24 protein-coding genes and 1 tRNA gene are annotated in these 22303 nt (G+C 61.0%); 14 read left to right on the top strand and 11 right to left on the bottom strand.

All coding sequences use genetic code 11. From position 1 onward, the window contains the following. Positions 1 to 20: 20 nt before the first annotated feature. The 3 genes from O6760_RS09620 to O6760_RS09610 all read right to left on the bottom strand — a co-directional run bounded on the left by O6760_RS09620 (position 21) and on the right by O6760_RS09610 (position 4027). Complete coding sequence (locus tag O6760_RS09620) at positions 21 to 2234, bottom strand: hypothetical protein (protein WP_269585159.1); 2214 nt, start codon at positions 2232 to 2234, stop codon at positions 21 to 23. Between the two features lie 178 nt (positions 2235 to 2412). Next, positions 2413 to 3591, bottom strand: a complete 1179-nt coding sequence (locus tag O6760_RS09615; protein WP_269585158.1) for a Fic family protein — start codon at positions 3589 to 3591, stop codon at positions 2413 to 2415. 361 nt (positions 3592 to 3952) lie between these two features. Then, positions 3953 to 4027: transfer RNA gene (locus tag O6760_RS09610), tRNA-Gly, on the bottom strand. A gap of 241 nt (positions 4028 to 4268) precedes the next feature. Here O6760_RS09610 and O6760_RS09605 point away from each other — a divergent pair. The 4 genes from O6760_RS09605 (at position 4269) to O6760_RS09590 (ending at position 6896) form a co-directional block, all read left to right on the top strand. Then, positions 4269 to 4790: a prolyl-tRNA synthetase associated domain-containing protein gene (locus O6760_RS09605; RefSeq protein ID WP_269585157.1), complete on the top strand. Its 522-nt coding sequence runs from the start codon at positions 4269 to 4271 to the stop codon at positions 4788 to 4790. A 139-nt stretch (positions 4791 to 4929) separates the two neighbouring features. Then, positions 4930 to 5916 carry a thioredoxin gene (gene trxA, locus O6760_RS09600; RefSeq protein WP_269585156.1) on the top strand — a complete coding sequence of 329 codons (987 nt, stop codon included), beginning with the start codon at positions 4930 to 4932 and terminating at the stop codon, positions 5914 to 5916. An 82-nt stretch (positions 5917 to 5998) separates the two neighbouring features. Next, entirely contained in the window at positions 5999 to 6676 is a 678-nt protein-coding gene (locus O6760_RS09595; protein ID WP_269585155.1) for an LON peptidase substrate-binding domain-containing protein, read from the top strand. Positions 6677 to 6704: 28 nt separating this feature from the next. Next, complete coding sequence (locus O6760_RS09590) at positions 6705 to 6896, top strand: Trm112 family protein (RefSeq protein ID WP_269585154.1); 192 nt, start codon at positions 6705 to 6707, stop codon at positions 6894 to 6896. A 163-nt stretch (positions 6897 to 7059) separates the two neighbouring features. On the opposite strand, the gene O6760_RS09585 is transcribed toward O6760_RS09590, so the two are convergent. Next, positions 7060 to 7356, bottom strand: a complete 297-nt coding sequence (locus tag O6760_RS09585) for a YggT family protein (protein ID WP_269585153.1) — start codon at positions 7354 to 7356, stop codon at positions 7060 to 7062. 224 nt (positions 7357 to 7580) lie between these two features. Here O6760_RS09585 and O6760_RS09580 point away from each other — a divergent pair, with 224 nt between their 5' ends. Further along, complete coding sequence (locus O6760_RS09580; RefSeq protein ID WP_269585152.1) at positions 7581 to 8384, top strand: MipA/OmpV family protein; 804 nt, start codon at positions 7581 to 7583, stop codon at positions 8382 to 8384. Between the two features lie 125 nt (positions 8385 to 8509). Here O6760_RS09580 and O6760_RS09575 read toward each other — a convergent pair whose 3' ends face one another. The 5 genes from O6760_RS09575 to O6760_RS09555 all read right to left on the bottom strand — a co-directional run bounded on the left by O6760_RS09575 (position 8510) and on the right by O6760_RS09555 (position 13662). Then, positions 8510 to 9340 carry a pentapeptide repeat-containing protein gene (locus O6760_RS09575; protein ID WP_269585151.1) on the bottom strand — a complete coding sequence of 277 codons (831 nt, stop codon included), beginning with the start codon at positions 9338 to 9340 and terminating at the stop codon, positions 8510 to 8512. A 404-nt stretch (positions 9341 to 9744) separates the two neighbouring features. After that, positions 9745 to 10758: a patatin-like phospholipase family protein gene (locus O6760_RS09570; protein ID WP_269585150.1), complete on the bottom strand. Its 1014-nt coding sequence runs from the start codon at positions 10756 to 10758 to the stop codon at positions 9745 to 9747. Between the two features lie 43 nt (positions 10759 to 10801). Continuing rightward, the gene (locus O6760_RS09565) at positions 10802 to 11584 is read right to left on the bottom strand and encodes a 3-hydroxybutyrate dehydrogenase (protein ID WP_269585149.1); all 783 of its coding nucleotides are present in this window, start codon (positions 11582 to 11584) and stop codon (positions 10802 to 10804) included. A 302-nt stretch (positions 11585 to 11886) separates the two neighbouring features. Next, complete coding sequence (locus O6760_RS09560; RefSeq protein WP_269585148.1) at positions 11887 to 12774, bottom strand: 4-hydroxy-3-methylbut-2-en-1-yl diphosphate synthase; 888 nt, start codon at positions 12772 to 12774, stop codon at positions 11887 to 11889. A 120-nt stretch (positions 12775 to 12894) separates the two neighbouring features. Further along, complete coding sequence (locus O6760_RS09555; RefSeq protein WP_269585147.1) at positions 12895 to 13662, bottom strand: hypothetical protein; 768 nt, start codon at positions 13660 to 13662, stop codon at positions 12895 to 12897. Between the two features lie 223 nt (positions 13663 to 13885). Here O6760_RS09555 and ispG point away from each other — a divergent pair, with 223 nt between their 5' ends. The 9 genes from ispG to queF all read left to right on the top strand — a co-directional run bounded on the left by ispG (position 13886) and on the right by queF (position 20353). After that, positions 13886 to 15145 carry a flavodoxin-dependent (E)-4-hydroxy-3-methylbut-2-enyl-diphosphate synthase gene (ispG, locus tag O6760_RS09550; protein WP_269585146.1) on the top strand — a complete coding sequence of 420 codons (1260 nt, stop codon included), beginning with the start codon at positions 13886 to 13888 and terminating at the stop codon, positions 15143 to 15145. 21 nt (positions 15146 to 15166) lie between these two features. Continuing rightward, the gene (pdxY, locus tag O6760_RS09545) at positions 15167 to 16063 is read left to right on the top strand and encodes a pyridoxal kinase (protein ID WP_269585145.1); all 897 of its coding nucleotides are present in this window, start codon (positions 15167 to 15169) and stop codon (positions 16061 to 16063) included. After that, positions 16056 to 16793, top strand: a complete 738-nt coding sequence (locus tag O6760_RS09540; RefSeq protein ID WP_269585144.1) for a DUF429 domain-containing protein — start codon at positions 16056 to 16058, stop codon at positions 16791 to 16793. Before pdxY ends, O6760_RS09540 begins: the two co-directional genes overlap by 8 nt. 142 nt (positions 16794 to 16935) lie before the next feature. Then, the gene (locus O6760_RS09535) at positions 16936 to 17235 is read left to right on the top strand and encodes a hypothetical protein (protein ID WP_269585143.1); all 300 of its coding nucleotides are present in this window, start codon (positions 16936 to 16938) and stop codon (positions 17233 to 17235) included. A gap of 18 nt (positions 17236 to 17253) precedes the next feature. Next, positions 17254 to 17673, top strand: a complete 420-nt coding sequence (locus O6760_RS09530) for a cysteine rich repeat-containing protein (protein ID WP_269585142.1) — start codon at positions 17254 to 17256, stop codon at positions 17671 to 17673. 188 nt (positions 17674 to 17861) lie between these two features. Beyond that, positions 17862 to 18551 carry a 7-cyano-7-deazaguanine synthase QueC gene (gene queC, locus O6760_RS09525; protein ID WP_269585141.1) on the top strand — a complete coding sequence of 230 codons (690 nt, stop codon included), beginning with the start codon at positions 17862 to 17864 and terminating at the stop codon, positions 18549 to 18551. Continuing rightward, complete coding sequence (gene queD, locus O6760_RS09520; protein WP_269585140.1) at positions 18544 to 18927, top strand: 6-carboxytetrahydropterin synthase QueD; 384 nt, start codon at positions 18544 to 18546, stop codon at positions 18925 to 18927. Before queC ends, queD begins: the two co-directional genes overlap by 8 nt. After that, positions 18924 to 19652, top strand: coding sequence for a 7-carboxy-7-deazaguanine synthase QueE (gene queE, locus O6760_RS09515; protein ID WP_269585139.1), 729 nt, complete (start codon positions 18924 to 18926; stop codon positions 19650 to 19652). The genes queD and queE overlap by 4 nt, the downstream gene beginning before the upstream one ends. A gap of 233 nt (positions 19653 to 19885) precedes the next feature. Then, complete coding sequence (gene queF, locus O6760_RS09510) at positions 19886 to 20353, top strand: preQ(1) synthase (RefSeq protein ID WP_269585138.1); 468 nt, start codon at positions 19886 to 19888, stop codon at positions 20351 to 20353. Positions 20354 to 20690: 337 nt separating this feature from the next. On the opposite strand, the gene O6760_RS09505 is transcribed toward queF, so the two are convergent. Next, the gene (locus tag O6760_RS09505; RefSeq protein WP_269585137.1) at positions 20691 to 21287 is read right to left on the bottom strand and encodes a hypothetical protein; all 597 of its coding nucleotides are present in this window, start codon (positions 21285 to 21287) and stop codon (positions 20691 to 20693) included. 332 nt (positions 21288 to 21619) lie between these two features. Beyond that, positions 21620 to 22009 (bottom strand): bleomycin resistance protein, encoded by a 390-nt coding sequence (locus tag O6760_RS09500; RefSeq protein WP_269585136.1) that lies wholly within the window; start codon positions 22007 to 22009, stop codon positions 21620 to 21622. Positions 22010 to 22303: the final 294 nt, after the last annotated feature.

Below are 22303 nucleotides of genomic sequence, written 5' to 3'. Positions count from 1 at the left end.
CATGTCTCCGGTACAAACTGTTACCTATGTCTCCGGATCGGACACGGAAGAAACCGTCCGTAGTGTTTCGCCACCATGTCGGGTGTATCCTGGATCGCGTAACTGGCCTGCTCGTACGATCCAGTCTGCTTGAGAATATGCGTCGCAAGTACGTCGCGGACATTGTGTGGTCCGTGTGGTAGCAGACCTTTGATCGCGCCACGCCCGGTCCAGGGATTATAGATGCCGTAGCGCTGGATCACGGTTCGCCAGGCCTCGAAAAACGTGTTCTGCGAATAGGCGGCATTAGTGCTGGTGATTTTCGCCGTCTTGACGAAGAACGTGCCGGGGTCCGCAGCCGGTCCAATCAGGCGAGAGCGGTGCCTGTCAACCCAGGCGTCGATCAACTCGTAGAGCCGGCCGAGATCAGGAAGGATCAAACGGAACGGCTTCGATCCGAAAAATGAGGAGTTCGCATTCTTGAAGGCGACGGAGGGGATCAGTATTTCCCAACCTCGTTCACGGGTGCTCCAGCGTAGCTCTCCTCGTTTCGCATCCTCCAGTTTCCTCTCGGATGTTGGCAGGTCGCCGGGTTTGCAAAGCAGGAGTTCTCTCAGATTTTTCTGGCGAAGCCCTGTATGCAGACCAATCCGAAGGAGTAAGAAGGAGCGGACTGCCTCAGCCGTCGCGCGTGGATGACGCTTTTCGTCTGGTATTCGATGAAGGATTTCTTCTGTGATCTTCCGATACTCGCCGACCGGACAGGGAGCCTCGAGAACCGGCATGATTGGCTCAAATGGATCACGGTGAATTTTCGCGACACGCTCGATCTCCTTGATGCGGCGCCGAGCGTGCTTAAACATCCGATCACAGGCGGACGCCCAGTCGCTTTGTGCGTCGGCGATGTCCTGCTCCGAGATCAGACCTTCGATCGCCTGAAGACTTGATGCAATGCGTGGTGTTTGACGCAGCCAACCGGTTTCCTCCCGGCATAGAGCGGCGGCGACGGACAACAGATCGATTTCCCATCGGGTATAGAAACCACGCCGTCTTTCGCGCCAGTGCAGATACCAGTCCCAGACTTGCGGGAAAACCATCATCGCGAAGGTCAGAACTTCCGGATCGACGCCATACCCTTGAACTTCACCTTCAGAAGACGCCGTGAAGGCGCCGAACCACAGTCCGAAATGTTCGACTTTCTGGGACGCGGTCTCTGAACCCCAGACGCCATTTCTCTGTTGGCCGAATGCAGCAAAAGTTGAAGTTTTGAACCGAAGGATTTCGGCCATCTCCTCATTCAATCTATTCGGTGCATCCACGACACCTGAAGGATCAGAAGATCGAGTTCCAGAGTGTTTCCGTTGGGGACCTGAGGCACAACTGAAACGCACAGCGTATCGCTGTTTCATGGCTGCGGCCTGATAACGACGATATTCCGTCGAGCCGCTGATGATTACGTTGCGCACCCATGAGAGGATCTCCGCCTGTTCGGTACGAGATCGCCGTCTGAAATCGTCCGGCAGGTGCCAGACAAATCGGCGCCGTTCGGCCGGCGTCATTTCATCCAGTTCGCAAGACGAAGGGCTTCCTGTAACGGCGTCCGAAATTTTGGAGAAATATCCCTCTGAAAGACGGTAGCGGCGTTCGATGCGGCGCAGGATTTCCAGACTGATCGGAGATCTCGGTGCGGTAATCCTCCGCCCCCACCCAACAAACGTGCTGCGTTTGAGCCCGTCTTCGGTGCAGACAACGGCGTTGAAGAGGTGGTATATGGACTCCCCATGCCGCTTGGAATGCAGGCGAAGCGCCGCACCGAAGTTTGAGGGCTCGCTCCAGGTTGGCTCTAGCGGATCCGGAAACTCGACAACCGGCCGTCGTGGTTTGCCTCGGCGCTTATGGCCGCCGGAATGGCGCTCTGAAGTCGTCTGATGGACCTGTTCCCTGCGTTGACTATCTCGTTCATGTGCTTCAGGGCGCAGCGCGCTGTCGGTAATGGATCGTGTAACCGCGTCGAATATCGGCTGGAGGTTCGATCTCTCAGCCATCAAAAGGTGAGAATCCAAGCCCAGGCCTTCCGCCAGTGCGCGGACGTCCAGACGGCTGCCTCTGTAAGCCGGATATTCTTTCCTCTCCAGCAGGTCGACCAAATGCCTTCTTAGGACCGCTACCACCTGCGGGGAAAACACCGGCAAGAGACGCTTTTTGCAGTAGGCTTCGATCATTTGTGAGGGAAGAGAGGATCGTCTTGATTTCATTGGGTTTCTTCCAACGATCGGAGGGGACGCCGAGCTACAGGAAGAGGAGAGACAATGGAAGGGCGAAGTCATTGAACTCTGTGTACAAAGCCTGATATTGAGCTTGATCAGGCGGTGACACTCAACTGAGGGCGCTTCGAACAAATCCTTTCCTGGCCAAGAGTATAACCTGGCCAAACTACGCGGTTAAAGGATCAGTTCCTTCACTGAGAATCAGGAGATACCGGCGGTAGCCAAACACTCGTCCCCGCTTACGTCCGGTCACCTCTTCGACGATACCCAGCCGTTCCAGGTCCGCGAGTGCCGCATTTACGGTTGGCATGGTGAGCCCTGTTTGCTCGACGAGTTGTCCAGCAGTCAAAAAAGGATGTTGTTGAAGAAGGTCATGAAGACGCAAGGCCGAGCCCGCCCTATCGCTCTGAGCAGTTATTAATTCCCGATCCACTTTGAACAGTTCGACAATGCGGGTTGAAGCGTCGAACGCCTGGTTCGCCGTTTCTGTAATGCCTTGAAGGAAAAATTCGAGCCAGGCCTCCCAGGCTCCTTGCTCGCGCACCTCCTGCAGAAGACGGTAATAGTCGGACCTGTTCGATTTCAGATAGAGACTGAGGTAGAGAAGCGGCCTTTTCAGCACCCCGTGGACGCAGAGGTAAAGCGTTACCAATAGCCGACCGATACGGCCATTACCGTCCAGAAAGGGGTGAATGGTCTCGAATTGAACATGGAGCAAGCCAGCCTTGATCAGCGCAGGCAGCTGAGTTCGATCCTCATGCATAAAAACTTCAAGCGCTTCGAGACAATTGTCGAGTTCATTGACGGGAGGAGGGACAAACAGTGCATTGCCCGGACGATTGCCGCCGATCCAGTTCTGAGAGCGCCGGAACTCTCCCGGGTTCTTGGTTCCTCCGCGTCCGCTTTCTAGCAGGCGGGCATGCATCTCCCGGATGAGCCGAAGCGAGAGCGGTAGTTCATTCAACCGCTCCAGACCATACATCATTGCATCGACGTAATTCGAGACTTCGCGAACGTCATCAACCGGCTGGCCGGCCTGTGCCTCCGTCTCGAAGCGCAAAAGGTCAGTCAAGGTCGATTGCGTTCCCTCAATCTGAGATGAAAGCACGGCCTCTTTTCGGACGTACATGTACAGGAACAATTCCTGACGTGGCAGAATCGTCGTGATGCCATCGAGCCGGCCGAGAGCCCTTTCGGCGCTGGTCAGGTGCGGGAGGAGTGGCAGAATGTCAATTGGCGGGTTTGGTGGCAGCGGCGGAGGCACAAAGGCTCGTACCGTTTCTCCCCCGACGCTTGTCTCTACAAATCGGCCCAGCCGCGAATCTGTTGCGTGTGTCTCTGCCATCTTTTCAATATGGACGGCGCGCCTTATTTAAGCAATTGCCACTTGGCTTAAATAGAGATCATGCTAAGGTAAGTCGGCTTAATTAGCGACACGAAGGTGACAAGGGAGCTACGCACGTGAACACGACAATGGCTTCACGAGAGCCATTTAAAATGAAGAAAGTGTGCTCAAGGAATGCGTTTGGCGGACCTGAATCAAAGGGCTGCAAGTTGCCTGCAGGTCAAAAAATTGCTGCGCTGCACACAAGGCAATATACCTTCAGATGCTTCCCCCCTGCTTCCCCGCTTACGAGAACAGGGCCGGGGAAGCAAAAAACGCCCCGAAGGGCGTTTTCTAAGCCTCAGAAATCACTGAGGAAATTTGGAGCGGGCGATGGGATTCGAACCCACGACCCCAACCTTGGCAAGGTTGTGCTCTACCCCTGAGCTACGCCCGCATAGCGACCTCGACCTGAGCGGCGTCCGCCCCGGCGTCGGTGGCGCAGTATATGAACTATGCTGAGACGGATTGCAACACTGAAATTGAAGAATTTTTTTTAGCCGTCATTCTGTGGATCTCGCGCGCAAAAAACGCCGGAAATCGGCAGATTTCCGCCGCTTTTCCTCCGCTTTCCCTCTTGTCCCCCACCCCCAAATCGCGCTATTGAGCGCGGCAGTGAAAAAAATTCGGGAAAAATCATGCCGGCTACGCGCGACGACCTCATGGCCTGCTTCAGGGATCTCGGCATCGAGGTCTCGACCGTGGATCACCAGCCGGTGTTCACGGTCGCAGAATCCGGCGACCTGCACGACAGGATCCCGGGCGGTCACACGAAGAACCTGTTCGTGAAGGACAAGAAGGGACGCCTGTTCCTGATCGTCGCCCTGCACGACGCGGAGATCGACCTGAAGAAGGTGCACCAGGTCATCGGCGCCCAGGGCCGGGTCTCTTTCGGCAACGCGGATCTGCTGATGGACGTGCTCGGCGTCGAACCCGGCTCGGTGACGCCGTTTTCCCTGATCAATGACCGGGACACGCTGCGGGTCACTCCGGTTTTCGACGCGGCCATGATGCAGCACGAGGTGCTGAACTATCATCCGCTGAAAAACGATGCCACCACCTCCATCACGGCACAGGACCTGCTCAAGTTCGCCCGGGCCTGCGGGCACGACGTCCAGGTCCTGGCGGTGAGCGAACAGGCCAAGGCGGCTGCGCTCTAGAAGCGCGGCGGAAACTCCTTCGGGACGTTTGTAATTCGGGCGCATTGGCTCCATGTTAGGGACCAACGGGACCCTTTGACGGTTTTCACATTACGGCGGCGCCTCAGCGCGCGCCGGCAGCAGGATTTGAGGCGGGCACATGAGCAACGGCAACTACAGCATCGGTGGCCAGGTCGGCGGCGGGTTTGGCGCGAGCATGGACGGCGGCTACGGCGGCCAGGGTGGCGGCAATGACGGCGGTGCACCCTCCGGTGGCGGCGACCTGATTTTCGACGTCACCACGCAGGGCTTCATGGCCGATGTCATGGAGGCTTCCCGCCAGCAGCCGGTGATCGTCGACTTCTGGGCGCCCTGGTGCGGCCCGTGCAAACAGCTGACCCCGATCATCGAGGCCGCGGTGAAGGCCGCGGGCGGCACGGTAAAACTGGCCAAGATGAACATCGACGAACACCCCGAAATCGCGGGCCAGATGGGTGTCCAGTCCATTCCGGCCGTGGTCGCCTTCAAGGACGGCCAGCCGGTGGACGGTTTCATGGGCGCACAGCCGGAAAGCCAGGTGAAGGCCTTTATCGAGAAACTCGCCGGGCCGGCGCCCGTCAATCAGACGGATGCGTTCCTGGAACAGGCCGCGGAACTTCTCCTGGCCAAGGACTACGGCCAGGCCGCCCAGCTTTACGGCGCCGTCATGCAGATGGAACCGGACAACGTCGCGGCGATCACCGGGCTGGCGCAATGTTATCTGGGCGCCGGGGAGCCGGAGCGCGCCGGCCAGGCCCTGGACCTGGTGCCCGAGGACAAGCGGTCCGACGAGGCGTTTCTGGCCGCCAAGGCGGCCCTGGACCTTGCGGAGCAGGCCGCCTCGCTCGGCGACCTGGCGGAGTTTCAGGAACGGATCGCCAAGGATCCGCTCGATCTGCAGGCACGATTCGACCTGGCGCTCGGGCTCAACGGCAAGGGCGACAAGACCGGCGCCGTCGACCAGCTGATCGAGATTGTCCGCCGCGACCGGGACTGGAACGAGGACGGCGCGCGCAAGCAGCTGCTTCAGTTCTTCGAAGCCTGGGGTTTCAAGGACCCGGCCAGCGCCTATGGCCGGCGCAAACTCTCGGCAGTGCTGTTTTCTTGACGATCGCCTCTTCTGACACACATTAAGAAAACAGCACGATACCGGCAGGCTGCTGCATAACGAAAACAATGAAGGCGCTGAAATGCAGGCGGGAAATGCCATCTACGAGACCATCGCGGACTTGCCGCCGGTCCTGCCGGTGTTTCCGCTGCCCGGCGCCCTTCTGCTGCCCCGCACCCAGCTGCCGCTGAACATCTTCGAGCAGCGCTATATCGACATGATCGACGCCGCGCTGGCCGGCAACCGCCTGGTCGGCATGGTGCAGCCTTCGCCGGACCGGCATTCCGACGACCCTGACAGCCCGGTCCTTGCCAGTATCGGCTGCGTCGGCCGCCTGACCAGCTTCCAGGAGACCGGCGACGGCCGTTACCTGATCACCCTGCAGGGCATCACCCGGTTTGCGCTCGGCAAGGAGTTGACGACCTATTCCAGGTACCGCGAGGTCGAATGCGACTTTGCCGCCTTTGCCCATGATCTCAAATGCGGTCAGGGCGAGGAGGATGTCGACCGGAACGGCCTGCTGAAAACCCTGAGAGCCTATCTCGACGCCAACAACCTGGAAGCCGACTGGCAGAGCGTTTCGGAGGCCGAGACGGAAGTTCTCGTCAACGCGCTCTGCATGATGTGCCCCTATGGACCGCAGGAAAAGCAGGCGCTGCTGGAGGCCCGGGACCTCAAGACCAGGGCCGAGACGCTGATCGCGATCACCGAGATGGACATGGCCAGATCGCAGAATGACGGCGGCACGACCCTGCAGTGATTTTCATATCTTTCGAAAGCATTGACCGATGAGCGAACCAACCGAACGCGCCGTTGACCGCAAGCTGCTGGAGCTGCTGGTCTGCCCCGTGACCAAGAGCACTCTGGAATATGACTCAGAGGCCCGTGAACTGATCTCCCGCGCCGCGAAACTCGCCTACCCGATCCGCAACGGTATCCCGATCATGCTGCCGGACGAGGCCCGCAAGCTGGAAGAGTGATCCGAAGACGGACCGGCAACAACGGCAGCCGGGATTTTCCCCGGGTCAGCTTGTTGAAAATGGCACGTCCCGTCTCGCACCTTTCCGGCCGGGCGAAGCGTAAGCAGCGCTGGCGGTGCCCTCAAGGTGTGCCGGCCGCCGCAACCGGACGCCTGTCCGGTCTCTACATGCCGTAGCTCAGACGCGCGATGAAGCTCTGCAGGAACCAGATGATCAGCAGCAGGATCACGGGGGAGATGTCGACACCGCCCAGGTCCGGCAGGAATCGGCGAATCGGCCGCAACGCCGGTTCGGTCAGGTTGTAGAGCACACGTCCGATCGTGTTGATGAACTGATTGCTCGAATTGACAATATTGAAGGCGAACAGCCACGAGAAAATCGCACTTGCGATGATGACGAGGGAATAGAGGTAGAGGGCCAGACCCACCACATCCAATAACGATCCGACTAAAGCGCTCATGTGCTGTCCCGATGTGAAGCTGCGAATTTCCCTTCATTTAGCTTCCCTAAGGCGCCCCCGCAAGGCGGCAGCCCGGTTAATGACCATTTCATTGCACCAGCCCCTCCTGGAAAAACGGCGATGCCAAAATGCAACAGTCCGGCAAAACCCAGAATTCTTAGGGTTTGAGTAAGCCGCGCTCGTGCTATCTTCCAGCCAACGGGTTTCCTTCTGGATGGATCTTTATGTTGAAGCTGATGTCGCGCGCCGCGCTGGCCCTTGCCCTGAGCGCTGTGTCCGGAGCCGCCCTGGCTCAAAGTGGTGAAGTGTCCGCCCAGGACGCCAACCGCCAATTCGTGATCGACCTTGGTGTCGGTGCGTCGCTGCAGCCGCGCTATGAAGCTGCCGACAGTTATCTCGTCTATCCGTTCCCCCTCATCTCCGTCGGTCGCTTTTATGTGCCCGGCCTGGGTCAGGTCGTTGACGGCAGGCGCCGCGCAGGCGTTTTCTTCTATCCATCGTTCAACTTCATCGGCGAACGCAAGGCCAGCGACTCTGCGGACCTGACCGGCACAAACACCATCGACTGGGCCCTTGAACTCGGCCTTGGCGGCGGCTTCCGGACGGAACATTTCCGGGCCTTCGCCGAGCTGCGCCAGGGCATCAACGGCCACACGGGCCAGGTCGGCCAGCTCGGCGTCGACGGCATCATCTATCCGGCGGAAAAATGGGAAGTCAGCTTCGGCCCGCGTGCGGACTTCGCCTCTGACGATTACATGGACACCTATTTCGGCGTTTCTGCCGCCGAAGCCGCCGCCAGCGGCGGCCAGCTGAGCCGTTACAACCCGGGCAGCGGTTTCAAGAGCCTGGGCCTTGCAGCACGCGCCAGCTACGATTTCAACGACGATGTCCGCCTGCACGTTCAGGGCGGCTACGACCGTCTGATCGGTGAGGCGGCGGACAGTCCGATTGCCAAGAACGGCAGTGAGGACCAGTTCAGCGTCGGCGTCGGTGTGACCTACCGGTTTGCCTTCGACCTGTTCAACTGACCACGGTTTCACAGCGCACTTCGCACCGGCGGTTGATCCCCGCAAGGTGACCTGAAGAACGCCCGGAATGAAAAAAGGAGGCAGACCTGCCTCCTTTTTTGGTGGGTAAATCGGGACGACAGCCCCTATTCGGAACACTCGATCAGCTCGATCCCCCGGGGCAGCTTTGTGGTCGAATCCCCACACGCCCCAAGTATCCTGGCTGGATCGAGATTGTAAGCGCCGGTCAGGTCCGCGCCGACCAGGCGCGTCCGGCGCAGCAGCGCCCCGTCGAAATCGACATCCGTCAGGTTGGCCCCGGACAGGTCGGAGCTGACGAGACGAACACCCGACATGTCCGCGCCTGCAAAATTCGCATTGTGCGCCCTGACCCGGTCCAGCTTGGCCTGCCGCATCCGCGCGCCCTCGAAATTCGCGTCGGTCAGGTCGACGCGTTCAAGATTTGCATCATCCAGCTTGGCGTTCCTGAACGAGGCTCCCGGCGCAACCGAGCGGATCAGGAACACATTGCGCATGTCAGCATCCTCGAAATCGGCACCGCCGGCCAGCACCGCATTCAGGTCCGCATCCCGCAGGTCCGCCCCCTGAAAGCCGGCATCGATGAGATTGGCCTTTTCCAGGTCGACGGAACGCATGCTGGCGGCGTAGAAATTGCTGCCCGAGAAATTCGCGCGCTCGGCCTCTGCACGGCGGAAATCGGCCCTCTCGAAATTTCCGTTGGTCAGCACCGCTTCCTTCAGGTCCGTTTCGCGCAGGTTCGCCCTGCCGAAATCAGCCTTGTCCACCGAGAGAAAACGCAGCTCGGCAAGCCTGAGGTCACAGCGGGGACATCCGCCCTTTTCCTTGATTTCCGCCATCCGCTCTGCATCGCTGCCCGCTTGCACCGCAGTGATTGCTGCGACCATCGCCATTACACCGAAGCATCCGGCCAGAACCCGGGTCAACCTGTCGCTCATTTTCTGTCCTTTAGCCTGTTTCAAAAAGAAATAGGTCTCCAAAACGGCACTTTAAGGCCCATGGACTGACAGAAAACTGAAAAAAGCGCAAATGATAGGGATTTGAGGGAAACGATGTGGACCCTGAGGGAGGGAAGAAACGGGCGGGGTCGCAGATGCCCGCTTCTTCCGTCCACATCAAGCGCTGACGACGCACTACCTGACAATCAGCGTGCCGATCACAACGCAAAAGCCTTGCCAATTTGTTGTCGGGCAGAAAGCCACAACATCTGGAAGATGACCAGGGGAAATTCACAAGATGCTGAATTCGTTCAGACTTTCTTCACAGGCATTGCATCGCATTTTGCAACGCCGGCTGCAAACACGGCTAACAAATGCTTAACAGCTCCGGCCGAGTCCGCGGCTCACCCGATTTCCGCACGCAGGTCGAGCGTCGAACGTTTGCCGATGTCATCGAAATGCCTGTCGAGCCAGTCCCTGGCCGTCTCGCGGCCAAGATCGCGCAGATGGGTCAGGAAACTCCATTCGGCATTGAGCTTGGAGGATGCGTGCAGGGGTTTCAGCTCGCCGGCCGAAATCCGGTGCATATGCACCTTCATGTATTCGTCGTCCGGCAACTTGCCTTCCTCGACCAGCCTGGTGACAAAGTCGATGGCCCGGAGCTCTCTCAGCAGCGTTGAATTGAAGGTTATCTCGTTCAGCCGGTTGACGATTTCCCGTGCGCTCTTGGGAACCTCGCGGCGTTCCGTCGGATTGATCTGAATGAGCACGACGTCCGGGGTTTTGGTCTCGTAAAACAGCGGATACAGCGGTGGATTGCCCATATAGCCACCGTCCCAATAGGGTTCGCCGTCAATCTCGACCGCCTGGAACATCTGCGGCAGGCAGGCCGAGGCCATGACCGCGTCCAGCGTGACTTCCTTTTCCCGGAACACCCGGATCTTGCCGGTGAAGACATTGGTGGCCGCGATGAACAGCTTTATGTCCGAACAGCGATGCACCTTGTCGAAATCGACGATTTTCTCGACCACGTCGCGCAGCGGGTTGGCGTTGAGCGGGTTGAATTCGTAGGGCGAGGCAAAGCGCGTCATCACGTCGAAGAAGAGATAACTCGGCGAATGATCCAGGCTCCATTCACCCAGAAACTTGTCGAGCGGTGAGCGCCGGATCGGGCTGTACTGCGCCTGCTGACTGACTTCGCGCCAGAACGATTCCAGACTTTCTCGGGCGCCGTCCTCGCCGCCCGATTCCATGCCGCTGGCGAGCACCACCCCATTCATGGCGCCGGCGGAGGTTCCCGTGATGGCATCTATCGAAAAGCGGCTGTCTTCCAGGAACCAGTCCAGGACGCCCCAGGTGAAGGCGCCATGGGCACCTCCCCCCTGAAGGGCCAGGTTAATGTTCTTGGGCGGGGCCATGGCAGGCCTCCTTGTCTGGAGAAGTCAGGCGTATCCCAGGGTGTCAGTGCGCGGTCCAACCGCCGTCGATCGGCAGGATGGAACCGGTGATCGAGGATGCCGTGTCGGAGCACAGGAACACCGCGTAGCCGGCGACCTGTTCGATGGTGACGAACTGCTTGGTCGGCTGGGCCGCCAGCATGACGTCGTTCTTGACCTCTTCCTCGGTCATGTTGCGCGCCTTCATCGTGTCCGGGATCTGCGCCTCGACCAGCGGTGTCCAGACATAGCCCGGGCAGATCGCGTTCACGGTGATGCCCTGCTGCGCCACTTCCAGCGCGACGGTCTTGGTCAGGCCGGCAATGCCGTGCTTGGCCGCGACATAGGCGGACTTGTAGGGCGAGGCCACCAGCGCGTGGGCCGAGGCGGTGTTGATGATCCGGCCCCAGCCGTTTTTCTTCATCCCCGGCAGCGCGGCGCGAATGGCATGAAACGCGGAGGTCAGGTTGATCGCGATGATCGCGTCCCACTTGTCGATCGGGAACTCGTCGACCGGCGAGACGAACTGGATGCCGGCGTTGTTCACCAGCACGTCGACGCTGCCGAATTCCTTTTCCGCATCCGCGATCATGCCGGCGATCTCGTCGCCGTTCAGCATGTTGGCGGGAGAATACAGGCAGCGCACGCCATAATCGGACTCGATGGCGGCGCGGGTCTTTTCAATCTCGTCCGCATCGCCCAGACCGTTGATGACGACATTGGCGCCCTTTTCCGCAAAGGCCCGGGCACAGCCCAGACCGATCCCGGAGGTCGACCCGGTGACGACGGCGGTTTTGTTGGCAAGCATGTTGAGGATCTCCCGAAGACTGAAATTTCGGCACAGAGTTCACCAGTTCTCGCCGCACTGCAACATCGAAGTCGTGAAAAGTGATCGTCTGTAATGCCTAAAAGCCCGTCTTCCTCACGACCTCCGCTAAACCCGCTGCCTCATCCTGAGGAGGACCGTCAGGTCCGTCTCGAAGGATGGGCCGCTTGTCCCGGAGTGTGCCGCGGATCCTTCGAGACGCGCGCAAGCGCGCTCCTCAGGATGACGCTGTGGGTGTAGCGGGGGCCGTGCACTTTGGATTTCATCACCCGGACCGGTGAAAATCAGCGCCGGTTCATGCGCTGCGCCCCGTCCAGTGCCTTTTGCGCCCTGGAGCGCGTATTGGCCCGGCTGGATTCGACCTTGGCCAGGTCCTCGGTCTTAAGTCCCAGATTTTCGACGAAACGTTCGCGGATCAGGCCGTAGAACGTGCCGTGCAGGCTGGCGAAGATCCAGACGAAGATCAGCATCGTGCCCATGGGAAAGACCGCGGAACGGATCTGCTGCCACGCCAGGCTGGCCGGAAGCAGCCCGTCGCTGACCCACAGGACCAGAGCCCAGATCCCGACCAGGGCGCCTGCCAGGAGGCTCATCACCAGGGCGGCGAAGGCCATGGACCAGCCAAGTCCCTTCGTGGCGTGCCAGCTTTCCTTCAGGCTCAGCGGGTCGTCGACGGCAGCCGCCGGCAGCACGACTGAAAATTTCTGCACGACCATCAGCGCGACAAAGGGCGCGAGGAACAGCAACAGCAAGCCGAAACCCGCTGTCAGCGCGGCAATGGCCGAGGCGATGATGACCAGCGGGATCAGCGACAGCAGACCGATCAGGCCGAGGACGATCTGGTAGACGATCACCCGGAGCGTGCGCATGCCGATCGTCACGGGAAAATCCTGTGCGCCGATCAGGATCCGCCGGACATAGGCAATGGCGATGGAAAAACCGACAAGCAGATTGCCGATCGCGGCCAGGGCCCTGAGCGCTCCCTCGTCCGCGGCGGCCACCGGTTCAGTCATATAGGACACCGTCTTGAACCCGGCTTCCGGCATCAAGGAGGCGCCTATGGCGAAATTCAGCGCGACCAGCAGCAGGATATAGGCCCAGCCAGTCCTGAACAGCGTGCCGAAATTGTGCTGCGCCAGAGAAAGCGACCGTTCCAGAACGGTGAGAAACATGCCTCGATCCTGTGTTTTGCAATCGGGGGCAGGATACCGGATTTGGGCGGCCATGCCAGTACCGACTGCGGGACAAGACAGCAGCACGCAAAATGGGCGGCGCGGACCAACACAGCCCGCTCAGTCGAAGACTTGCGGTTCCACGGACCGGTTTTCCATGGCCATGCGGTAACCGGCCGTCAGCACCGAAATGCCGAGCACCGTGACGATGATCTGAATGAGCACATTGAGCACGAGCATCTTCATCTGGATCAGCAGCAGCGGCAATCCTCCGGCGACTTCCTGCAGCAGGTAGCCGATGAACATCCCCCCGAGGACAAACGGCAGCGCGAGAATAATGGTGGCAAGGAACATGCGCCATCCCAGGCCTTCACTGATCGCATAGGCCTGCCCGAGCCCGATAGGCCGCTCCACCGCCGTTGCGGGCAGAATGAGCGAGAACCGGAAAAAGGTCGGAATGGCAAACGCCATGACGAGCAGTGCGAAAACTCCGGTAATCGCCGGGGCACCGATCGTGAAGTGGATCAGCATGACAACGAGCCACGCACCGATCATCAGCAGGCCGAGGAGAAGCGACTTGAGAACGAATGAAAACTCGACACCCGAAAACTTCAGGTGAATCAGCCCGGGCTGCTCTCCGATCAGGCCAAATCGGTGCCAGGCGACGGAAATGCTCGCGGAAGACACCAGGGAGAAGATCATCACGACCAGCGACAGCAGCACTGCGGCCCCCGGATTTGCTTCCAGCCGGCCGCTGTCCCCGATGGACAGCTGGATGATGGTCATCAACACGAACTGCAACACAAACCAGCTGCCGCACACCTTGAAAACGGCTTCAAGATTTCCGAACACCAGTGAAACCGAATCCGACAGCAATCTTTTGAGCATGCAAAACCTCAATTCAATCCGTTTGGAGGAAGCCCGGGCAATAGCGTCGCTCTTAATCGCTTCGGCCCGGCATGGCAATGCGCGCACCAAACCGGATTGAAACAATGCCGCACGGTGACGGCCATTGCCCTTTTTTCCCCGAAGCCCTAATCATGCGCTGGAAAACCGGACCGGTACCGCACATCTATCGGTTCAGGAATGCAAACACCCACTGGTGCCTGTCATGATCGACGATTTCGCGAAAGCCCTGCCCCGCCGCACCTCCATTGGCGTCAAGGTGGGCAATGTCACGGTTGGCGGCGATGCCCCCATTGTCGTTCAGTCGATGACCAACACCGACACGGCCGACGCGGATTCGACCGTAGCCCAGGTCGCGGCACTGGCACGCGCCGGGTCCGAGATCGTGCGCATCACGGTGGACCGGCCGGAAGCGGCCGCAGAGGTGCCGCGCATCAAGGAACGCCTGGAGCGCATCGGCATCACCGTGCCGCTGGTCGGCGATTTTCACTATATCGGCCACAAGCTTCTGCAGGACTATCCGGATTGCGCCGCCGCGCTCGACAAGTACCGCATCAACCCGGGCAATGTCGGCTTCAAGGCCAAGCGCGACACCCAGTTCTCGCAGATCATCGACATCGCCCTGAAACACGACAAGCCGGTTCGCATCGGCGTCAACTGGGGCTCGCTCGACCAGGAACTGCTGACGAAGCTGATGGACGAGAACGCGGACAGCGATGCGCCGGTCTCCGCGGCCGCCGTCATGCGCGAGGCGATCATCCAGTCCGGGCTTCTCTCCGCCGAACGCGCGGAAAAACTCGGCATGGGCCGCGACAAGATCATCCTGTCCGCCAAGGTCAGCCAGGTACAGGACCTGATCGCCGTCTATGCCGATCTCGCGCGCCGCTGCGACTATGCCCTGCACCTGGGCCTGACCGAGGCCGGCATGGGCACCAAGGGCATTGTCTCTTCGGCGGCCTCCATGGGCATCCTGCTGCAGCAGGGCATCGGCGACACCATCCGCGTGTCGCTGACCCCGGAACCGGGCGGGGACCGCACCCGCGAGGTCCAGGTCGCCCAGGAGCTGCTGCAGGTGATGGGCTTCCGCGCCTTCGTGCCGGTGGTCGCCGCCTGCCCGGGCTGCGGCCGCACCACCTCGACCACCTTCCAGGAACTGGCCCAGGACATCCAGGACCACATCCGCGTCTCCATGCCCAAGTGGCGTGAGCAATACCCGGGCGTTGAAAGCCTCAACGTCGCGGTGATGGGCTGCATCGTCAACGGGCCGGGCGAATCCAAGCACGCCGATATCGGCATCTCCCTGCCGGGGACGGGCGAGACCCCGTCCGCGCCGGTCTTCATCGACGGCGAGAAGGCCACCACGTTGCGCGGCCCCGGCATTGCCGACGAATTCAAGCAGATGGTGCTCGACTATATCGAGAAACGTTTCGGCACCGGCGCCAAATCCTCCTCCGACGCCGCCTGACCTTCACAAGGAACTCGTCCCATGATGCAGCCGGGCGCTCCCGAGCCACAGAAAAAGCCGGTCCTTGTGATCACTTCGCAGGTGGTGCGCGGCGGCATCAGCGGCCGCGGCCTGACCTTCGCGCTGGAGCGGATCGGCCATGATGTCTGGTTTCTGCCGACCATCCTGCTGCCCTGGCACCCGGGACAGGGCAAGGGCACGCGCATCGTGCCGCCGACCGCCGACTTCGCCGCCATCGCCGCGGATCTTGCCGCTTCGCCGAAGCTTGCCGACATTGGTGCCGTCATCACCGGCTATCTTGGCGACGCCGGTCAGGCCGGTCCGATCGCGGAGCTGGTAGAGGCCGTCAAGAGAGCCAATCCGGAGGCGCTTTACCTGTGCGATCCGGTCATGGGCGACCAGTATGGCGACAGCGGCACGCTCTACGTGCCTGAACCCACAGCCGAGGCGATCCGGGACGAGCTGGTGCCGCTTGCAGACATCGTCACCCCGAACGCCTTCGAACTCGGCTGGCTGACCGACTGCGACGTCGACAGTGAAATGCAGGCCCTGGCCGCGGCGAGGCATCTCGGCAACGAACGTGTGCTGGTGACGTCCTCACCGGCGCTGCGCCGCAACGCCATTGCCAACCTGCTGGCCGGTCCGCGCGGCGCCGTTGCCGCCGAGCATGCCGCCATAATGGATCCCCCGCATGGCACCGGCGACCTGATCGCCGGCCTGTTCCTGACCAACCTGATGGCCGGCCTCGACGACGAAGAGGCCCTGAAACGCGCCTCCGCTTCGGTCTTCGAGCTGGTTGCCCGCAGCGTCAAAAAAGGCGCTGACGAGCTGCTCTTCGCGGAGGAACAGCAATCGGTGGTGAAAGCCATGGCACTGGTCACGTCGCGGCGCGTGTTCGAAGCCAAGGCCCGTGCCTGACCGACGGGACACCTGGGTCGCCGGTGTCGACGGCTGCAAGGCCGGCTGGGTTGCCGTCCTGCGCAACCTGAACGATCCCGGCAGCCTGCAGCTGGAGCTGTTTCCGGCCTTTGCCGGCATCGTCGATTTCGTCCCGTCCCTTTCCGTCATCGCCGTCGACATGCCCATCGGCCTGCCTGACACCATCGGCCCCGGCGGCCGGGGTCCGGAAAAGGCGGCGCGCAAGCATCTCGGCGAGCGCCAGTCCTCCGTTTTCACGGTTCCCACCCGTGCGGCCGTCTACCAGGACGACTATCGCAAGGCCTGCGCCATGGCCGAGACAACCTCGGAGCCGCCGAAAAAGGTCTCCAAGCAATGTTTCAACCTGTTCCCGAAGATCAGAGAGATCGACGCGCTGATGACGCCGGAGCTTGAAGCCCGCGTTCATGAGGTTCACCCGGAACTTGCCTTCTGGCGGCTGAACGGCGAAGCAGAAATGAGCCTGCCGAAAAAGGTCAAGAGCCGCGCCAACCCGGCCGGGCTCGACCAGCGCCGGGACCTGCTCGTCTGCAAGGGTCTGCCGCAGGATTTTCTAGACCAGAAACCTCCGCGCGGCTGCGGCCGCGACGATCTTCTGGATGCCGCCGCGAACAGCCTGATCGCCGAGCGGATTCTTCTGGGTGAGGCGGAGCCGTTTCCAAAGGAGTTCCGGCGCGATGAACGCGGGCTCCGGATGGCGATCTGGGCTTAGTTCAATGCCTTCTCGGAGCACATTTTGCCATCACGTTGTCGCACGACTCGCAAAAGCTTCCGTTCGTAAGATAGGATGCGAGTGTGCCCTGCCCCGGAAGCGCCGGGCACCGAATGTCTCCAGAGAGAGGACACTTTTAATCATGCCTAAAAATTATCTCTTGGCGGCTGCGATCGGCTTTGCGGTGGCCTATTCCGCTCCAATCGATTTCACCGGTTTTGCCGCCGGCACGCCCATTTTCGCCGGCATCGGCACAGCCAAGGCCCAGAACCCAGCCCGCAACACCGCAAGGCGGACCGCCCGCCGGACAACCCGCCGCGTCAACCGGCGTCAATCCGTTGCCGGCTGCGCCCCCTACAACGCCTATTACAATTGCGGCGGCGTTTATTATCGCCCTGTCGTCGAGAACGGCGTGACGGTCTACGTTGTTGTGAACCCCTGACGTATCGCGGAGCTTGCCATGAAAATCTTTCAATTGCTGGCTGCTGCGGCTGGCGTCTTCCTCCTGAGTGCCTCCGCCATGGCCCAGGGTCCGGTCCAGGGGGTGCTTGAAGCCTGCAAGACCGAAATCACGACCTATTGCGACCAGGTCACGCCGGGCAATGGCCGGATGCTGTCCTGCATGTATGCCCATGAGGACAAAATCAGCGACACCTGTGCGGCATCGATTGTCGATCTCGCCGATGCGCTCGACTTCCTGTTCGCTAATGTCAGCAATGCGGTTGCTCTCTGTGCCGCGGATATCGAGGCCAATTGCTCAAATGTTGAATTCGGCGGCGGCCGTATCCTGTCCTGCCTGAAGGCAAATGCCGACAAGGTTTCGGCGGAGTGTCAGCCGGTGGTCAGCTCGTTCAGCGAACAGTTCGGCCTCGGGGACTGAACCGTTTCACCCGCAGCACCTGACAGGCACGCGGCCCTTGAACGGGGCGCGTGCAAAATACCGTCCCTTCCCTTTTCGTCAAAACGTGTTACAACGCCGCCGTTCCCTGAAGGGAACCACCGGTCGCAGCCTACCCGGTGACGAGCGTCGCAACGGGCGTTCAACAGCGAAAACAAGGGACCACATCGTTGAAAACACTTGTCATCTGTTCCGGCGGAATGGATTCCGTCACCCTTGCGTACAAGATTGCGCAAGAGCATGAGCTGATCGGCCTGATCTCCTTCGACTATGGCCAGCGCCACAAGAAGGAGCTGGACTATGCGAAAGCCTGCGCCGATGCCCTCGGCACCGAATTTATCCTGATCGACATCTCCAATATCGGCCGCCAGCTCACCGGCTCGGCGCTGACCGACGACCTGGACGTGCCGGACGGGCACTATGCCGAAGACACCATGAAGATCACCGTGGTGCCAAACCGCAACGCGATCATGCTGACGATCGCCTACGGCATTGCCGCCTCCCGCGGCGCCGACGCGGTCGCGACCGCGGTCCATGGCGGCGACCATTTCATCTATCCGGACTGCCGCCCGGCCTTCACCGAAAGCTTCGAGACCATGCAGCGCCACGCGCTGGAGGGCCTCGGCGAGATCAGTCTCTATACGCCCTATGTGCATGTCTCCAAGGCGGAGATTGCCCGGGAGGGCCTGAAACTCGGCGTCGACTACCGCCGGACCTGGTCCTGCTACAAGGGCGGCGAAACCCATTGCGGGCGCTGCGGCACCTGTGTCGAACGGCGCGAGGCCTTCCATCTCGCCGGCGGAATAGACCCGACCACCTACGCGGATGCGGAGTTCTGGAAGGAGGCCTGCCGTGTTTAGGATCACCAAGGAATTCCATTTCTCCGCCAGCCACCAGATCCTCGGCCTCGGCGAGGATCACCCTTGCGCGCGGCTCCACGGCCACAACTACGTGGTCGAGGTCGAGCTGATGTCCGAGGAACTCAACACGATCGGCTTCGTGCGCGACTACCGCGAGCTCTCCGAGTTCAAGCGCTTCATCGACGACACGCTCGACCACCGGCACCTCAATGAGGTGCTCGGCGACGACTGCGTCACCGCGGAAACCATGGCGCGCTACTTCTATCATTGGTGCCGCCAGCGCTGGCCGGAAACCTCGGCCGTGCGGGTGAAGGAAACCCCGAAGACCTGCGCCGAATTCCGTCCTCTCGTCTATCCGGGAGCACGCGCCGCATGACCAGCGAACTCATCAAGGTCAACGAGATCTTCGGGCCGACGATCCAGGGCGAAGGCGCCCTGATCGGCCAGCCCACTGTCTTTGTGCGCACCGGCGGCTGCGATTACCGCTGCACATGGTGCGACACGCTGCACGCGGTCGACAGCGCCTACCGGGACGAATGGTGCCCGATGACGCCGGAGGCGATTCTGATGCAGGTGGAAATCCTGTCCGGCGGCACGCCGTTGATGGTGTCCCTGTCCGGCGGCAATCCTGCGATCCAGCCGCTGGGAGACCTGATCGATCTCGGCCATGCGGAGGGCTACCGTTTTGCCCTGGAAACCCAAGGCAGCATCGCCCGGGACTGGTTCTCCAAACTGGACGTGCTGACGCTCAGCCCGAAACCGCCGTCGTCCGGCATGGCGACCGACTGGCAGAAACTGGCCGAATGCTTCGAAGCGGCCGGGCCGGACACGCAGACGGTGCTGAAGGTGGTGGTCTTCGACGAGGCCGACTATGCCTTTGCGCGCGACGTCGCAGAGCGCTACCCGTCCCTGAGCTGCTACCTGCAGCCCGGCAACCACACGCCGCCGGAAGCCGAAGCCGGTGACAGCGCCATCGACATGGCCGGCATCCTGGAGCGCATGCGCTGGCTGGTCGACAGGGTGGCCACCGACAGATGGTACGCCGCGACCGTCCTGCCCCAGCTGCACACCCTGCTCTGGGGCAATTTGAGGGGCGTTTAACGTCTCAAACCTCTCCATCGTCATCCCAGCCAAGCGCAGCGCGTAGATCCGGAATGACGATGGAGAGGAAAGTCCGCTCCGAGCGAATGATCGAACCACATTCGGCGTCATCCTGAGGAGCCGCGCCAGCGGCGTCTCGAAGGATCGGCGGCACACACGTGAACAAGCAACCCATACTTCGAGACGGACCTGACGGCCCTCCTCAGGATGAGGTTGAAGTTGAGGAGACCTTCATGTCCGACAAGAGCATCTACGAAAACCTGACCCAGCTCGGGTCCTCCACCGAACTCCCGGACGATCCGGACAAGGCCGTTCTGGAAAAGGTGCCGAACCCGCAGGCCGGCACCGGCTACATGGTTCGTTTCGTCGCCCCGGAATTCACCTCGCTCTGCCCGATCACCGGCGCGCCGGATTTCGCCCATCTGGTGATCGACTACGTGCCGAAGGATTTCCTGGTGGAGAGCAAGTCGCTGAAACTGTTCCTGGGATCGTTCCGCAACCACGGCGCCTTCCACGAGGACTGCACGGTCTCGATCGCCAAGCGCCTTGTCGACCTGCTCGAGCCCGAGTGGCTCCGCATCGGCGGCTACTGGTACCCACGCGGCGGCATCCCGATCGACGTCTTCTACCAGACCGGCCCGGCCCCGGACGGCGTCTGGATCCCCGAACAGGGCGTTGCGCCTTACCGCGGACGTGGGTGAGACCTGTCCGGCGAAGCTGGCAAAAAGCGAACGATTTCGCTTTTTGAAGGTCAAACGCCAGACACCATAGCGAAGGGCCGGACGGAGCCGCCACATATTCCGATTTCATCCCGGCCTTGAGCCGGGACCCAATCCACTTTCCAACGCATTGTGCCGTCAGGATTGGCACGCAAGCGACCGCAACCTGTGTCCAAAACTCTCAAACGGTTCTGGAAACGAGTGGGTCCCGGATCTCCGCTGCGCTGCGTCCGGGATGACCGCCTTTGGTTGCCACCGGCGTACTACCAAATCCGGCGCCCTCGGCAAAATCAGCTGACGACCGGATCTGGAGCCAACCTCACTCCGGTTCCGGCAGGGTCAGCCCGGGGGCTTGCTCGATGGTCTGGGTGGTCACCATTTCGAAATTCGGCGCCTTGGTGTCATAGATGGCCTTGACGATGAAACCGTCGCTCTTGCGGACCCAGTAGGTGTAGCGGTTTTCCGTGACCATGCCCTGGCTGATGGTGATGTCGGCGGCGACAACCTCGACGGCCTCTCCGTTCAGCTCTTCTTCCGCGCAGGCGCTGTTGCGGATCGTTTCGGCATTGGCGAGCTTGTCCGCGCGCGCCTTGTCCGCATTCTGGCCAGTCTCCATCTCACGGATCTTTTCCCAGGTCTTGCCTTCGTCCGCGGACTGGTAGAGCACGTTGTTGTAGCCCAGGATCCAGGGTCCGGCCGGAGAGGTCGGCACCGTCATGTAATGGTCCTGGCTGAGATAGAGAAAGTCGTTGGAGCTGGGCGGCGCGCCCTTGAAGGCAATGGTCGAAGCGGACTTGGTCGGCACGCCCTGATCCAGCGGCAGATAGAGTTCGGTGAACCGGTCCTGACATGGATCGGCGAATGCCGCTCCATTGGCCACGACCAGAAAAAGAGTTGCCGTCAAAATCGTTTTCATCAAATCCCCCGCAGAAATTCCGATCAAGAAACATCTGATATGGAACACCGATTTTCGCGGCAAGGCAATCGGCCTGTCAGGAGCCTTTGCTGACGAGCCTTTTCATCGGTCGTGCACGAAACATCATGGCGCGGCTTCGGTTGGTGTCGCCACATGCTCCAGGGTCATCCCGGCCTTGAGCCGGGACCCAATTCACATCCCTACACGGCGCGCCGCTGGAATCGGAACGGGAGCGGGCGCGGTGAGCCACCGGATCGCACAGACAGGCTCTGGGAATGAGTGGATCCCGGATCTCCGCTGCGCTGCGTCCGGGATGACCGAGAGGGGAGGGTTCACCCCCCGATCCGGCTGCAGTGCTCGCCGAACACCAGCACGTTGCCGTCCGGATCCCGCGTCTCGAATTCCCGCATCTCCCAGGGCTGGTCGGCAAGCGCCTCGGTGACGTTGGCCCCGGCCGCCTTCACCTCGGCATAGTAGCCGTCAACCCCGTCGACAAAACAATAGGCCGTTGCCGGATGCGGTGTGGCGCCGGCCGACAGGTGCAACTCGACATGATCCCGGGCGAGGATCGCATAGCGCGCCGGCTCGGCGTCCGTGTCCGCCCATTCGAAGCGGGTCTCGAACAGAAGCTTGTCGCGATAGTAGGCGAGGGACGCCTTCAGGTCGGCGACCGGCAGGACCGGGGCAATGTGGGAGAGCTGCGGCGGTTTGGGATCGGGCATGCGGACCTCCAGAAGACTGGAAGTTGAGCCTGACGGAACTGGCCCATCGTGGCAAATAACGATATCGGCACTTGGACCTCTGCGAAATGCCCCCAGCCCAATCTGCCTCATCCCGGGCGTAGCGCAGCGTAGACCCGGCACCAGGGAGCCCGGGCCTTTCCATTGCAAAGGAAGAAGCGCCGGCGCTTTAGGCTCCCCGGTCCCGGCTCGCGCTGCGCTTGGCCGGGATGAGGCAGATTGGGCGGTGCCTTCGTCATCGAAAAAAACGGGCCCCGGAAGGCCCGCACATTCCTT

Origin of the sequence: Roseibium sp. Sym1 (assembly GCF_027359675.1) — a bacterium.
GTDB lineage: Bacteria > Pseudomonadota > Alphaproteobacteria > Rhizobiales > Stappiaceae > Roseibium.
Note: the sequence above shows the minus strand (reverse complement) of the source record. Positions and strands in the feature narration are given on the sequence as shown.

Coding starts and splice junctions, on each gene's coding strand:
- O6760_RS09620 (WP_269585159.1), bottom strand. CDS start 2,234: ATGAAATCAAGACGATCCTCTCTTCCCTCACAAATGATCGAAGCCTAC.
- O6760_RS09615 (WP_269585158.1), bottom strand. CDS start 3,591: ATGGCAGAGACACACGCAACAGATTCGCGGCTGGGCCGATTTGTAGAG.
- O6760_RS09605 (WP_269585157.1), top strand. CDS start 4,269: ATGCCGGCTACGCGCGACGACCTCATGGCCTGCTTCAGGGATCTCGGC.
- trxA (WP_269585156.1), top strand. CDS start 4,930: ATGAGCAACGGCAACTACAGCATCGGTGGCCAGGTCGGCGGCGGGTTT.
- O6760_RS09595 (WP_269585155.1), top strand. CDS start 5,999: ATGCAGGCGGGAAATGCCATCTACGAGACCATCGCGGACTTGCCGCCG.
- O6760_RS09590 (WP_269585154.1), top strand. CDS start 6,705: ATGAGCGAACCAACCGAACGCGCCGTTGACCGCAAGCTGCTGGAGCTG.
- O6760_RS09585 (WP_269585153.1), bottom strand. CDS start 7,356: ATGAGCGCTTTAGTCGGATCGTTATTGGATGTGGTGGGTCTGGCCCTC.
- O6760_RS09580 (WP_269585152.1), top strand. CDS start 7,581: ATGTTGAAGCTGATGTCGCGCGCCGCGCTGGCCCTTGCCCTGAGCGCT.
- O6760_RS09575 (WP_269585151.1), bottom strand. CDS start 9,340: ATGAGCGACAGGTTGACCCGGGTTCTGGCCGGATGCTTCGGTGTAATG.
- O6760_RS09570 (WP_269585150.1), bottom strand. CDS start 10,758: ATGGCCCCGCCCAAGAACATTAACCTGGCCCTTCAGGGGGGAGGTGCC.
- O6760_RS09565 (WP_269585149.1), bottom strand. CDS start 11,584: ATGCTTGCCAACAAAACCGCCGTCGTCACCGGGTCGACCTCCGGGATC.
- O6760_RS09560 (WP_269585148.1), bottom strand. CDS start 12,774: ATGTTTCTCACCGTTCTGGAACGGTCGCTTTCTCTGGCGCAGCACAAT.
- O6760_RS09555 (WP_269585147.1), bottom strand. CDS start 13,662: ATGCTCAAAAGATTGCTGTCGGATTCGGTTTCACTGGTGTTCGGAAAT.
- ispG (WP_269585146.1), top strand. CDS start 13,886: ATGATCGACGATTTCGCGAAAGCCCTGCCCCGCCGCACCTCCATTGGC.
- pdxY (WP_269585145.1), top strand. CDS start 15,167: ATGATGCAGCCGGGCGCTCCCGAGCCACAGAAAAAGCCGGTCCTTGTG.
- O6760_RS09535 (WP_269585143.1), top strand. CDS start 16,936: ATGCCTAAAAATTATCTCTTGGCGGCTGCGATCGGCTTTGCGGTGGCC.
- O6760_RS09530 (WP_269585142.1), top strand. CDS start 17,254: ATGAAAATCTTTCAATTGCTGGCTGCTGCGGCTGGCGTCTTCCTCCTG.
- queE (WP_269585139.1), top strand. CDS start 18,924: ATGACCAGCGAACTCATCAAGGTCAACGAGATCTTCGGGCCGACGATC.
- queF (WP_269585138.1), top strand. CDS start 19,886: ATGTCCGACAAGAGCATCTACGAAAACCTGACCCAGCTCGGGTCCTCC.
- O6760_RS09505 (WP_269585137.1), bottom strand. CDS start 21,287: ATGAAAACGATTTTGACGGCAACTCTTTTTCTGGTCGTGGCCAATGGA.
- O6760_RS09500 (WP_269585136.1), bottom strand. CDS start 22,009: ATGCCCGATCCCAAACCGCCGCAGCTCTCCCACATTGCCCCGGTCCTG.